This window comes from Enterococcus raffinosus, from assembly GCF_001886185.1.
GTDB classification, from domain to species: Bacteria; Bacillota; Bacilli; order Lactobacillales; family Enterococcaceae; genus Enterococcus_A; species Enterococcus_A raffinosus.
Window position 1 is genome coordinate 1 of record NZ_JXLA01000062.1, and the last position, 13,312, is coordinate 13,312.

Below are 13,312 nucleotides of genomic sequence, written 5' to 3' on the forward strand. Positions count from 1 at the left end.
TTCTGTCTAGTTAATTGTAGCCTATCCATCTGGTTCAAAGGAAGCTTCCCGGTCTCTAGGAACATCAATAGCTACTTCACCAAAACTGGTTTTAAGCGTTTTAGTTCCATAGCCATTTCGACGGTTATCGTGTTCCTTAGGCTCTTTAGAATGGGCATCATAACCTAAATGATTATTCAATTCTCCTTGAAGCATTTTTTCAAAAAGGGGCCCAAACACATCTTTCAAAGCATCTTGCATGTCATCGACAGATTCAGGTTGATAGGCATTCAGAATGGATTCAGCTAACTTTTCGGCATCAGGATTTCTTTTCTTTCTAGCCATCGTGTAATCACCTCTTGATCTTATTGTAGAAAAAGAAAAACCGCGAAGCAACCACCTGCCTAGGATTAATGGTTACTTACACGGTTTACATTACACTCTCATCATTAAAAAAGTATCTTTCGATATTACTAAAAAATGAAATTATCTATTTGAAATTTAAATCTGATAATATATTGAGTGTTCCAATGAGGGCTTTGATCCTATTATCCATATCTTTTTCAGTTTTAATATTGATACACATTATAAGAAAAAGAAACTTTTGGTTAATTTATTTCATCCCAGTGCAAAATATAAAAAAGTAAAATAGACCATAGGCAATAGATTAACAATTAATATAATACAAGCAAATATTCTATTCATTGTATTTCTGCTTTCAAAAAGTTCTAATATTGAAAGTATAATTCCACAAATGCCTATAATAAGTATGGGAATAAGATTAGAAAATAACACCCCGAGCCAATCTGTGAAAATTACTATATTTACTAATATCCCTATTAACATACCTATCATATTTATTAAATCAATTTTTTTCATTAGATATTTCTCCTTTATTAAATCTGAAGTACTTATATTAAAATAATTCTAAACTATTTACCTCAAAAAGTGCAATAAATTATTTCTGAACAATAAAATGATAGTCAAAACAAAAAAATATTGTTAATCGTTCAGAGCCATCCACCATTTTTACAATTAATGTATTCATATAAACTATTTACGATACTATAATAAAAGCATTATAGTTATTTATAAATAATTAAAGCAACTAATAATTCATTCAAATCGCCTTTGTTCGCTAGAGTCTTTAGAATTTCTGTAGTAAAATCGTTCATATGGAAGTCCTCTTTTCTGTGAATGTGTTGTGGTAACTCTATTCTACAGAAGGGACTTCCTTTTTTCTATTTACACAAAATATTTTACACTCTCGTAACGAAACATAATATTAATACTATAGTTTTCTATATTTATACTTCGAAAAGAATTATAATACTAATAAAAACTCAAAATCAACACATTTTTGCCAAAGAATTTATATATATTATGGTACTTAGATTGAACACAATAATCACTAAAATTAAATAATCCATCTATGGAAAAATCATTTATTTAAAGTGGGGTTCTTAATACATTGTTTTTATCGGCATTTTTTAAATCAATAAAAATGATAATTCGAAACAAATCTAAAGAACATGTGATCTTTTTATTTTCTATTTTTTCTTTTAAACGCCACTTAAAAGCAAAAACATGATTGGTTGGATTGGAAAAAATTATATCAATTCTAATTATTCTAAAAAACTAATTTTTAGATACATTTATAAATGATTTATAAATTTAAAAATAAAGAAGTAAATATCTACTCTTGAAAAAAAATTCTTTTTAACCTCTCTAGAAGAGCTAATCACTTGATAGTACTTTAAAAGTTTTTTTTAAAGTATCAGTAACAGCTCACACCCTTATCTCTTTTTAATCATTTAATAAATAGCTCATAAAACTGGAAATACTAATTTGGGGTGATACTATCACCAACAGTTACTTACTCTTAATTTTCCATAAATCACTTTTCATCGATACTCCGGGGTAAAGACTATGGGATACTTACAATTCCATCTTGTATGTGCTAAACTTTTATCGTCGTTAGACATAAAAAACTGAATCAGAATGAACTTACTCTGACTCAGATCTGATTTTATCCCAAACAAAGTAGTATGTTTGTTACCATCCGAATATTTGATTTTTTTGAAATAAATAAAGACGCAAAGTTTTGCCTGTATCTGAGTATATTTTGACTCAGTATATCCTATGTTGATTTTTTATTGCATCTTCACTTTTAGTTTATTTTTTACTTTTTAAAGTTGAAACGATATTTGAAATTCCTATTTGAATTAACTGTCCGTTTTTGACAAACCCCTCTTCTCTACCTTTTAAATATCCTACTAATTTATGTTTCATTTCATAAATAATAGATTCGTATTTTTTATCATAATATAGGTTTTTCATCTCATTTGGATCATTTATCATATCAAATAATTGATACGTATTTTTTACGGGAAACCATATAAATTTCCATTTCTCCGTTAATATATATTGACTAGAATCCAGCCCTAAACTATGTTCTCCATGAATTTCTCGCCGCCATCCTTCACAGTTTCCAAAGAGCAACTGTTTAACACTTTTTCCATCTGTATTTACATATTGTCCTAATACTAAATCAACTAATGAAGGAAATATATCCTGTATTTTTACAAGCTCTTTAATTCCATGTTTTTTTGCTGAGATCAGATCACCAGGATCGTAAATAAACGACGGGATACGAATACTCCCTTGGTAAGGATACCCTTTTCTGAATAAGTAATGTTCTCCTAATTGATCTCCATGATCTGAAATGAACCAAATGATTGTATCTTTATCATGTCTAAATTCTTTTAAAGCCATTAAAAAGCGATTGATCTGATGATCTATATGAGAAATAAGGCCATAGTATCCAGCAAGCATTCTTCTTTGATCATCCTCTTTTAATTTTCCTCTTAAGGCACAAACATCTGGAACAACATGTTCTAATTTCTCCCAATTACCAATATGCAAATCTAGAGTGTCTGGTAATCTATCCATATACATATCAAAATAATATTTTGGTGGATTCAGAGGAGCATGAGGTTTCTCAAATGATAATTTTAAGAAAAATGGTACTGTAGGATCTTTCCGCCTTAAAAAGTTTATTCCTTCTGAAACCACCCAATTTGTTGGATGAAATTTTTCAGGATACATCCATGGTCGTGCTTCCCATGAATTACAATTTAACCCATCATCAATCAAATCTGCATCTGAGCCCAATGATTCTTTTAGAAACATTAAGTAATCACTAGAATATTCAAACTGCTCTCCATAAGATTTGTCATATTTTCGATCAACATGAAGATACCCGTCATGCAATAGTACATGATCAAATCCCAACCGTTTTCTTGAAGGATACACATGCATTTTCCCAATACACTCAGTTTGATATCCCTGTTCTTTAAAAACTTCTGGAAGAGTATTTTTAAAATTCCATGGAACCTCATCTTCATAACCCACTCTTCCCGAAGTTTCTTGATCTAATCCTGTTAATAACGCTGCTCTTGCTGGAACACAACTTGGAACAGGCGAATAACAATTCTCAAAATTATATCCTTGACTAGCCATCATATCTAATGTAGGCGTACTAATGATTTTATCTTGGCTATTCAAAGATAACGCATCTGCTCTCATCTGATCTACTACAATTAAAACAACATTGGGTTGATTCTTTTTCATATTAAAAACTCCAATCATTCAAAATATCCAAATAATCTCTCTTGATTTAAGAAATTGATATTTCCTTTTGAAAGAATATATTTTTTGTGATAACAAGAAATATAAATGGATTACCAAACTTTATAGCGTATGATTGATTAGTCACGAATACTTTATACTAAAATAAACCTTGATATCAAAATATCTTTAATTTTTTATCTATATAACTTATTATTCATTAAATCTCTAATATCTTCTTTCCACTCATTTAAAAATATAATATTTAGAAAATTAAACAGGGGACATGCCATAAATTAGTTGATCACGCCCCCACATCTATTACAAAACTGCTAAAATATTTAATGAATACATTAGTATTGACAAAACTAAAAATATCCAAATAACTTTGGTTGAATTGAGAGATTTTTTGCTTAATAACCAATATGCCAATAAAACTAAAACAACAGGTACTATAGCTGGCATAATAGGGTCTAACATTTCTGTTTGGAAAGATAGTTTCTTATCACCAATAACTAACTTGAATGGAACACCAACCTTTACAACACTAGGAACCAAGCCTCCTATTACTACTACGCCAAGTAAAGTTGCTGATTCAGTTAAATCCTTCAACAATCCACCTACACTGGATACCAGTTTTTTACCTTCTCGGAAAGCAATTGGTAACTCAAAATATCTCAAAAATAGTATAATGAGAGATACTAATAACCAAAGTAGTACACCTAATGGATTTCCTTCTAATCCCATATAAGCTGCTAGAGATCCAAAAATTGTTGGAATCACTGCCCCAAATAAAGAATCGCCTACAGCTGCAAAAGGTCCCATCATACTCGTTTTAATTGCTGCAACAGCATCTTTCGATTTGCTTCCATCTTCTACTTGCAATGCTAAATCAATTCCAATAATAAATGCACTTAAAAAAGGACTGGTATTATAGAATTGCATTTCTGATTGCAACACACTTTTTAATTCTTTTTCATCTTTGTATAACTTTTTCAAAGCTGGATATACAGCTCGAACATATGCCACATTCATCATTCGTTCGTAGTTCCAACCTAGTTGAGCTCCAAACATATATCTTAAACTAACTTTTCTCAGATCTTTGCTACTTAATTTGCTAACATTAGATTTCATCATCATCAACCTCTCCGTTAACTACTTCTATATGATTGATAGTATCTAGTTTTGATTCTAATAAACGTTTATCTTGTAATTTTTTATAGTGAATAATAGCAGCTGCCAATCCTGCAAAAGAAATACCCATCATTGGAATATTTAAATAAGCGGCTAAAATATACCCAATAATTAAAAAACCGAAAAAATTCCTAATTGGCAAATAATGTAGTAAAATGGCAATCCCAACAACTGGTAATATAGCTCCTGCCAATTTTAATCCTCCCATTAACCAATCCGGTGCATAATTTAATACTGTATTTACTACTTCATTACCAAAAATTAAACATAAACCTACTGGTATTGCACGAGATAATGCAATAGGAACTAAACTTAACCATGCTTCTAAACTAATCTTATGAAAATTTTCTTCTTCTATATGTTTATCCACACGATGTAAAAAATAAACCCCACAAAAACGAGCTAAAATATCTAATTGAACTAATAATAAGCCTACAGGAACAGAAATACCTATTGCAAATTCAATTCCTTTTCCACTAACAACACCTAATGCTGTACCAATGATTGCCCCTGTGCCAAAATCAGGAATTGATGAGCCACCAAATGTTCCTACACCTAAGACCATCAGTTGTAATGTTGCTCCTACTAATAAGCCTGTATTAATATCTCCCATTATAATTCCTGCTAGAAAACCAGAAATTGCCGGTTTACTTAATTGTAATCCTGACAGATAAGGATCTATACCTCCTAGTATAGCTAAACATATTAAAGAAAATATCTGAAAAAAAGAAATATCATTCATGATCAAACTAACTCCTTTATATTATTTTGAACTTTTCACTGCCCCAATATCTAGTATGCCATCTAACTTAATACCAAAAAAATCAGTTCCTAAATTATAACTATTTTTATCGATAACCTTCTTCCCACTATGAATAGCAGGAGATGATTGTTCCAATTTATATCCATCAAACACTGTATTCTGACTGAATCGATCATATGTCAAATAGTTAAAATTAGGTTTTACGGGACCATTTTCAGGAGAAACAAATATATTCGACTCTTGGCTATTACTGATTTCAATACACGCCTCTATATTTTCTGAATTTTTTATTTGTAAATACTGATCTTCAAAAACCAATCCATTTTCTAATAAAACTTTATCCCCTGGATTTAATTTAAGTTCATTTATTTTATTTAAACTTTTAAAAGGCTCAGATATAGATAATCCTGAATTAGTGTCACTCCCTCTTTGCGAACTAACATAGTAACAATTACCAATGGGGTTACTTTCAGCATGAGCGACTTTTGTTAACATAGATAAACTGATCAAACAGCAAGTTGCAATAAAATATATTTGGATTTTTTTATATTCATAAATTCCTCCACATTCATTCATCTTCTAAATCTATTGGATTTGCTTCCAAATATTCATTTACATGTATAATATTTTCTCTTCCTTTATTTACCAAAGAACTATCTTCTCCTAAAAATTGATTATTAACAAAGCCTATAACCATTGGCATATTCATTCCTGCATATAGTTCTATTTCTTTTCCTTCTAAAATTAATTGAGAAACAACATTGCAAGGAGTGCCTCCCATTAGATCAGCCAGAACTGTAACTTTTTTCAAACCATTAATTGTTTTTTCGAAATTTACTCGAAAATCTTTTGCTGACTCTTCAGGTAATAACCCTACAGTATAAATATCTTTTTGTACTCCCATGATCATATCAACACTTCTCTTTAACTCTTCACAAAATCGTCCATGACTAATTAAAACTAAATGCCCCGCCATCTTTTCACCTCCTCGTATATTATTATTTATTTAACAGAGACATAAAGTCATCTGCTTTGTCACTTGGAACCATTTGCGCAATTAAATGGACACCTTTTTCATTTAATTGATTGAACGTTTCTACATCTTGATCGACAACATTAATTGATTTCGTAATTGATCGAGTCTCAGAAGTTTGTGACATATTTCCAACATTAATCTCTTTTATTGGAACGCCCAATTCTACCAATTTTAATAATCGATCAGGTTTTCGTGCAATAATCAGTAAACGTTGTGAATCATATTTTCCTGCTAAAATGTTTTGCGCCGCTTTTTCAATCGGCAAAATACTTAGTTTCACCCCTGCTGGGGTAGCCAATTTCAATCCGCTTTTTTCAATATCATTTTGAGCCACTTCATCATCCACAACCATAATTCGAGAAATATTCAATTTGGTTGTCCATAAATTGGCTACCTGTCCGTGAATTAAACGTCCATCAATTCTTACTCCAATAATACTCATTGTTCATCCCTCTTTCATTTCTTTATATAATGGTGCTTTTAATAAATTGATTTCTGGTTCATAGGTACCTTCTGTCTCAAAAATAACAATTTCATTCTTACCAACTTTTAGAAAGCCGCTAGAGATGTACAGTGAAAGCGTTGGACCTACTTCCCAAAAACGACCTATATTGGTCTGATTAACAAAGACAATTCCTTTACCAAATTTCCTTAAATCAATAAAACAATCACCGATATCCTCTAAAAGAAACTCATATCGATAAAAACTTGGGTGTTGGGGCTGCCATCCTTTTGAATAATCCACAGTTTTACAATTTTCCAAAGGCAATGAATACTGTTGCCAATTTGTAATAAAATGTAAGTCTGCCATTACTCCCGTTCTAATTCCTTTTTTTTGCGTTTCCGCAAAGAGTTTATGTCCATAATTGACACGTCCCATATTTTCAATCAAAATATCCACTTGATTGATTTCTTCTGTCATACTAACTTGTATATCTTCACCTATTTCTGTTTGATATTGGGTAGCTTGTAATTCTTGATTCAAAAATAATTGGCTGCGATCTCTGCCATCAATTACCCGTAATCGTTCTTCCTCTGCATCCCTCTCTATCATTGTTCGGTAAAGTAGATAACCTGTATTTTGTCCCAACTCTTCCATTGTCTTTGGATACTTTGATTGAACCGGTTGACTAATGGTATCTAAAGTCGCGAAAAGACTTACCTTATTCGTCAAAGAAATCTTTTTCTTTTCAATCGTGGGTTTAATGACAGGATCTAGCTGCTTAATCTCTGGATAATTATCATGAATCATTTTCCGCAATGCATAATATTTTTCTGTTGGATTCCCCTGCTCATCTAATGGTGCACCATAATCATAGGAAGTAATTTGCGGTAAATCAATCACTCCTCTTGCTGAACAACCATTCATAAACCCAAAATTCGTTCCTCCATGAAACATATATAAATTAATGCTTCCTTGTTCTAATACCTCTTTTACCGCTTCAGCGAGTTCCTGTGGATCTCGTTGAATAATTGGTTCTTTCCAACGATTAAACCAACCATCCCAAAATTCCATACACATCAGTGGCCAATTTTTATCATATTCTTTAAAAAACTGCTTCATAGAGTTGAAGTTGTCTTTTGCTTTAGAACCAAAATTACCAGTAACCAAAATATCATCTTCAATCATGCTTCCCGCTCGTAAAGTAGCCCTCCACGGTCCATCTGAAGTGAAAAAAGGAACTGTCACTCCTCGCTTAATCATCAAATCTCTTATCGCACGCAAATATTCCTTTTCTTCCCCAAAAGATCCATACTCATTTTCAATTTGAATCATCAATATATTTCCCCCATTATTAAGTTGATGGGGAACAATCCTTTTCATCAAAACATCATAATAATCTGCTACATGCTCCAAATAAGCGATTTCATTCCTTCGGATATGAATCGGTTCACGGAGTAGCCATGACGGAAACCCTCCAAATTCCCATTCAGCACAAATATAAGGCGATGGCCGCACAATAGCATATAATCCTAAGTCTTGAGCGATTGTCAAAAATCTCTCTAAATCCAATATCCCTTCAAAATGAAACTCTCCTTTTTGAGGCTCATGTAAATTCCAAGGAACATATGTCTCTACTGTATTAAATCCTAGTGCTTTTAAATTGTACAAAGAATGTTCCCAATCACATGGGGGAATCCGAAAATAATGAATTGCACCAGATAGTATTTTAAATGTTTTTCCCTTTAATAAAAATTCTTCCTTTATTTCAAATGTAGTCATCTGTTACTTTTCACCTCGATATGTTAATATACTTAGTATATTAATACTTTTGTATTAAAAGTCAACAATTTTTTTTTTAAGTATGTTAATATAGATGCGAGTAATTTAAAGGGGGAGCTTATAATAAAACCGAAATATCTAGAAATCAAACAGAATCTAAAACAACAAATTGTAACCGGTCAATTTCATAATGGCGACCGATTCTATTCAGAATCAGAAATTATCAAAAAATATAATGTTAGTTCTATAACAGCAATTCGTGCGTTAAAAGAATTAGTTGCCGAGGGGTATATCGTACGTTATCAAGGAATAGGAACTTTCGTTTCACGTGCAAGAAAAGAAAAAATAGTAAAATTTTCTGATATAGAAATATTTTCATTTGACAATGATAAAACACACGTTCTTTCGATTAAACGCGAAAATAAAAAACAAATATTAGATACATTAAAATTATCAACTGATTCATATTATTATCAAATCGAACGAATTAGAGAAGCTAATGAAATACCTTATATCTATCATAAATCTTATTTGCCAGAACAATATATAAATTCTAATTATCCAGAAATTAATTATTACAATTCTATTTACAAACGTTTAAAATCAGACTACAACATTGATTTAAACGAAGAAAACTTTAGGGAAACAAACGAAATTTTATTTCCTGCTCCTAATAGTGTATGTAAACAACTAAAAATAAATGAATCTGAGCCTGTCGTTTTTCAAACCAAATTATCCTGCTTATCTGAAAATAATAAACCTATAGAATATGTTGAAAGTTATAAAAAATGGAATTTCTATAAGATTCAACTCCTATCTAATTAACTACTACTGAATTTGATTTTACTTTGTTCGTTATAGCAATTTTTCATAATTAAACTATATTAAAAAATGAGGTTCTTACTATGAAACATATTTCAGTATTGATCAAACCCGCATCTTCCCTCTGCAATCTTCGTTGCAGCTACTGCTTTTATGCCAATGTCAGTTCCTTGCGAGAAGTCCGCTCGTTTGGCAAAATGAAAGAAGAAGTGACAGAGAAAATGATCGAAAATATTTATGCAGACTTAGAAGACGGCGATCAATTAACATTAGCGTTTCAAGGTGGAGAGCCGACTCTTGCTGGTTTACAATATTTTCAACATCTGATCGCTTACGTAGGGACTAAAGAAAAAAAAGTTCAAGTCTCTTACACGCTTCAAACGAACGGGACCATGATCAATGAAAAATGGTGTGCTTTTTTGAAAGAACATGATTTTTTGGTCGGTCTCTCGATCGATGGCCATCCGCTCTACCATGATCTGCATCGGGTCGATCCGAAAGGAAGAGGAACTTTTCAGCGAGTGCTGCAAACAAAACAGCTGTTTGACTACTATGAGATCGACTACAATGTACTTTGTGTCTTGACCAATCCGTTGGCAAAAGAGGCTAAGAAAGTCTTTCGCTTTCTAAAAGAGCAACAAATTGATTTTGTCCAGTTTATTCCTTGTTTAGAAGATCTAGATGCAAAAAAAAGAAATAGTTATGCTCTCACACCAAAACGTTTTGCAGGATTTTACCACCAGCTTTTGCAGTTATGGCTGCAAGAATTAGCGGAGGGGCATTATATAAGTATCAAGCTTTTTGATGATCTTTTGAATCTATTGATCAAACGACAAGTCACTGCCTGCGGGATTTTAGGAAACTGTCAGGTACAATATGTCATTGAAGCAGATGGCAGTGTGTATCCTTGTGATTTTTATGTGCTGGATGAGTATCGCATGGGGTATATTCAAGAACAGACTTTACGTCAGTTATTTGAACAGGACATTGCAAAAACGTTTGTGTGTCAACGGTCCGAAATGCCAAAGAAATGTCTGAGTTGCCCGTTTCAAAAAATGTGTCGTGGCGGCTGCAAACGAATGAAAGATGCCATCTATGTGGATGGGGACTATTGCGGTTATCAGCAACTCTTGCAGGAATTTGTGCCGCAGATCAATCGGATTTTAGGTTTGTTACAGGGGGTAAGTGTGTGATTGGGTTCGTTTATTTTATAGTGATCGTGTTGGCAAATACGGTTGGTGCCGTTTCAGGCATGGGGGGCGGTGTTCTGATCAAACCCATTTTTGATTTTATCGGTGCCCATTCTGTTGCAGCCATCTCGTTTTATTCTACCGTAGCCGTGTTTACCATGTCGCTGGTTTCGACCGCGAGACAGTTGGCTAGTGGACGTAAAATCAATTGGCAAATCGTCCTTTGGGTTTCAGGCGGCGCCGTCTTAGGAGGCATCTTGGGCAATGTCGCTTTTGATCACCTGCTACTTTTATTTCAGAATGAAGATGAGGTACAAATGATTCAGATCTTTTTGACCGTTGTGACACTGCTGTTTGCTTTCTTTTATACCAAATATGACTGGCCCGGATTCCAACTGAAAAAAAATTTCTGGTATTGCTTCTGTGGCCTAGTCCTTGGTTTTCTAGCGAGTCTGCTGGGCATTGGCGGTGGACCGATCAATGTGTCCTTGCTGATGCTGATGTTTGCTTTACCCATCAAAGAAGCCACGGTCTATTCGATTTGTACGATTTTTTTCTCTCAATTGGCGAAAATCGTGACGATTGCTGGGACCACTGGATTTGGCCTCTATGACTTAAAGATTTTGTGGTTTGTGATTCCAGCCGCGATTGTTGGCGGTTTGTTAGGGGCAAAAGTCAGCACTGTCCTCTCACCACAAAAAGTGACGCTGGTCTTCCAGACAGTCATCTTCTTGGTGCTAATCATCAATCTTTATAACGGCTATCAATTACTATAAAAAACGAGTATTATCAACCACTTATAGAAAACGATTAATTAGTAACTTTAGAAGTACTTTCTCATTAAGAAGCGCTCTTTTTTGTGACTTTTCTGAAACTAGAATAAATACTCTCAATTGCATTAGTAATATGCATGATTTTTCTAATAGCACTGCCAATCAAATAGTTGTTCACCATGTGCAAAGTACCGTTTCCAGACATCTACTAACAAAATAGGCTCTTTGTCAATAAGGACTGATGAGTTGTGCAAAATCAAATCTGGGTCAGAATGAACCACATTCTGGCTCAGATTTTTTGTTATCTTACATTGATTAATTGATTGATCAAAAAGATTCTAATTCTCATGTTCTCGAATGATTTAAATCCGTAGGATACTCGTTTCATTGTCTTTATGTGGGTATTCTTCGCTTCAATTTTTCCATTGGAATAAGGATAGATCATTGCGTTGGTGATACCTTCTTCATAGGTCAGAAGGTTTTGAAGCTTCTCCCGAAAGCCGTCATCTAACGTTTCGGGAAGTTCTGCCAATAAGGAGAAAAATAAGTCAGGGTCTTTGTCTCGAAAGGCTTCGACTAATTCATGAAAAAAGGGATACGCCTCCTTTAGAGGCGCAGAAAACTCAAGCAATCGATCAATCATCATTGCTTCAGTGAGAAATGGGTATTTTGGTGCTCGGAAACTTTTCCATGTTTTGTACTCATAATGGTTGATGCTTGCACGATTTTTTAGCAGAAAGCGCCAGTTCTTTTTCAGTTTTTCTGCCTGACTTTTCTGTCCTGCTTTACGAAGCTCATTCATTTCACGGATACGCAACTCATTGAATGCCTGATTCATGTGTTTGACAATATGAAACCGATCAATCACTACTTTCGCATTTGGCAGAACACGTTTGGTAAGCTGAAAGTAAGCGGCGTTCATGTCTGTGACTAAGAATTCTACTTCTTCTGGATTGGTGCAGCCTAAGAAATAGCTTGTTAATCAAGGTAATTTACGCGTAGGCAAGACAGCAATTAAGTGTCCTGTTTCACCATCTGCACAAATAAAGCTCATTTTATCTTCTATGGAAGCGTGCGAACGAAATTCATCAACCATCAATACTATGGGGAGAATCTTCTTAGAAGGCTTTGGTAAATAGCTTTTAAACTCTTTCAATGTACGAATAACGGTAGTCAAAGATACCTGACAACTTTTCGCAATAAAAGACAAAGATACTTTTTCAGTCAGTAAAGAAGCAATTTTATATCGAACATGATCTGCGATTGAATGTCTGGGTCGGACAAAATAACTTTGAGCCGTCCAATAGGTACGACAGTTTTTACAGGTATAGCGTTGCTTTTTTAGGCGCATAACCAAAGGCATATGATTGTATTGTTCAAAACGGACAATCGTTTCCTTTTTTCCATTTTTCACTATAATTGCTTTCCCGTTTCCATCTACCACAGTAGAACCACAACTTCTACAAGCACGAGGAGTAGGCGAGAGAACAGCATCGACGACCAACGTCTTTTTCTTCTGAAGGGTCTCGTAAGAGACCTCTGTAATCATCAAATCTTTCTCTATTATTCTCAGCATTTTTTGATAGAATCATTCATATAGCATATCGTCCTCTCAGTTGTTTATTTTGTGGTGATTTAATCATACTAGAGAACGATATGTTTTTTAATACCTAAAGTAACACATCCACCCGTGAGAACGGG

The 13,312-nt window shown here is 33.4% G+C and carries 11 protein-coding genes and 4 pseudogenes; 3 read left to right on the plus strand and 12 right to left on the minus strand.

Going from position 1 to position 13,312, the window contains the following annotated elements:
* Positions 1–27: 27 nt before the first annotated feature.
* The 10 genes and pseudogenes from RV13_RS19410 to RV13_RS19460 form a co-directional block, all read right to left on the minus strand.
* Positions 28–324: pseudogene (locus tag RV13_RS19410) on the minus strand (transposase); the annotation flags it as partial.
* Positions 325–597: 273 nt separating this feature from the next.
* Entirely contained in the window at positions 598–858 is a 261-nt protein-coding gene (locus RV13_RS19415; protein WP_002313174.1) for a hypothetical protein, read from the minus strand.
* A gap of 1,028 nt (positions 859–1,886) precedes the next feature.
* A pseudogene (locus RV13_RS19425) lies at positions 1,887–1,964 on the minus strand (IS200/IS605 family transposase); the annotation flags it as partial.
* Between the two features lie 190 nt (positions 1,965–2,154).
* Positions 2,155–3,612: a manganese-dependent arylsulfatase gene (locus RV13_RS19430; RefSeq protein WP_010818874.1), complete on the minus strand. Its 1,458-nt coding sequence runs from the start codon at positions 3,610–3,612 to the stop codon at positions 2,155–2,157.
* Between the two features lie 318 nt (positions 3,613–3,930).
* A complete protein-coding gene (locus RV13_RS19435; RefSeq protein WP_014748785.1) occupies positions 3,931–4,749 on the minus strand; it encodes a PTS system mannose/fructose/sorbose family transporter subunit IID in 819 nt (272 codons plus the stop codon).
* Positions 4,733–5,545 (minus strand): PTS mannose/fructose/sorbose/N-acetylgalactosamine transporter subunit IIC, encoded by an 813-nt coding sequence (locus RV13_RS19440; protein WP_002364110.1) that lies wholly within the window; start codon positions 5,543–5,545, stop codon positions 4,733–4,735. Before RV13_RS19440 ends, RV13_RS19435 begins: the two co-directional genes overlap by 17 nt.
* A 21-nt stretch (positions 5,546–5,566) precedes the next feature.
* Positions 5,567–6,142 (minus strand): hypothetical protein, encoded by a 576-nt coding sequence (locus RV13_RS21190; RefSeq protein WP_028020862.1) that lies wholly within the window; start codon positions 6,140–6,142, stop codon positions 5,567–5,569.
* Positions 6,135–6,542 (minus strand): PTS sugar transporter subunit IIA, encoded by a 408-nt coding sequence (locus RV13_RS19450; protein WP_002364112.1) that lies wholly within the window; start codon positions 6,540–6,542, stop codon positions 6,135–6,137. Before RV13_RS19450 ends, RV13_RS21190 begins: the two co-directional genes overlap by 8 nt.
* A gap of 22 nt (positions 6,543–6,564) precedes the next feature.
* Entirely contained in the window at positions 6,565–7,044 is a 480-nt protein-coding gene (locus tag RV13_RS19455) for a PTS sugar transporter subunit IIB (RefSeq protein ID WP_002364114.1), read from the minus strand.
* 3 nt (positions 7,045–7,047) lie between these two features.
* Entirely contained in the window at positions 7,048–8,826 is a 1,779-nt protein-coding gene (locus RV13_RS19460) for a glycoside hydrolase family 35 protein (protein WP_002364115.1), read from the minus strand.
* Between the two features lie 144 nt (positions 8,827–8,970).
* On the opposite strand from RV13_RS19460, the gene RV13_RS19465 reads away from it, so the two are divergent.
* From RV13_RS19465 to RV13_RS19475, 3 genes are all read left to right on the plus strand, one after another.
* Complete coding sequence (locus RV13_RS19465; RefSeq protein ID WP_306301666.1) at positions 8,971–9,651, plus strand: GntR family transcriptional regulator; 681 nt, start codon at positions 8,971–8,973, stop codon at positions 9,649–9,651.
* Between the two features lie 80 nt (positions 9,652–9,731).
* Entirely contained in the window at positions 9,732–10,841 is a 1,110-nt protein-coding gene (locus RV13_RS19470) for a radical SAM/SPASM domain-containing protein (RefSeq protein WP_028020863.1), read from the plus strand.
* The gene (locus tag RV13_RS19475; RefSeq protein WP_002364118.1) at positions 10,838–11,614 is read left to right on the plus strand and encodes a sulfite exporter TauE/SafE family protein; all 777 of its coding nucleotides are present in this window, start codon (positions 10,838–10,840) and stop codon (positions 11,612–11,614) included. Before RV13_RS19470 ends, RV13_RS19475 begins: the two co-directional genes overlap by 4 nt.
* Before the next feature lie 30 nt (positions 11,615–11,644).
* On the opposite strand, the pseudogene RV13_RS20860 reads toward RV13_RS19475, so the two are convergent.
* Both RV13_RS20860 and RV13_RS19480 read right to left on the minus strand, forming a co-directional pair.
* Positions 11,645–11,820 (minus strand): annotated as a pseudogene (locus RV13_RS20860) (IS256 family transposase); the annotation flags it as partial.
* Positions 11,821–11,912: 92 nt separating this feature from the next.
* Positions 11,913–13,207: pseudogene (locus tag RV13_RS19480) on the minus strand (ISL3 family transposase).
* Positions 13,208–13,312 lie beyond the last annotated feature (105 nt).

Coding starts and splice junctions, on each gene's coding strand:
- RV13_RS19450 (WP_002364112.1), bottom strand. CDS start 6,542: ATGGCGGGGCATTTAGTTTTAATTAGTCATGGACGATTTTGTGAAGAG.
- RV13_RS21190 (WP_028020862.1), bottom strand. CDS start 6,142: ATGAATGAATGTGGAGGAATTTATGAATATAAAAAAATCCAAATATAT.
- RV13_RS19455 (WP_002364114.1), bottom strand. CDS start 7,044: ATGAGTATTATTGGAGTAAGAATTGATGGACGTTTAATTCACGGACAG.
- RV13_RS19415 (WP_002313174.1), bottom strand. CDS start 858: ATGAAAAAAATTGATTTAATAAATATGATAGGTATGTTAATAGGGATA.
- RV13_RS19435 (WP_014748785.1), bottom strand. CDS start 4,749: ATGATGATGAAATCTAATGTTAGCAAATTAAGTAGCAAAGATCTGAGA.
- RV13_RS19440 (WP_002364110.1), bottom strand. CDS start 5,545: ATGAATGATATTTCTTTTTTTCAGATATTTTCTTTAATATGTTTAGCT.
- RV13_RS19460 (WP_002364115.1), bottom strand. CDS start 8,826: ATGACTACATTTGAAATAAAGGAAGAATTTTTATTAAAGGGAAAAACA.
- RV13_RS19470 (WP_028020863.1), top strand. CDS start 9,732: ATGAAACATATTTCAGTATTGATCAAACCCGCATCTTCCCTCTGCAAT.
- RV13_RS19430 (WP_010818874.1), bottom strand. CDS start 3,612: ATGAAAAAGAATCAACCCAATGTTGTTTTAATTGTAGTAGATCAGATG.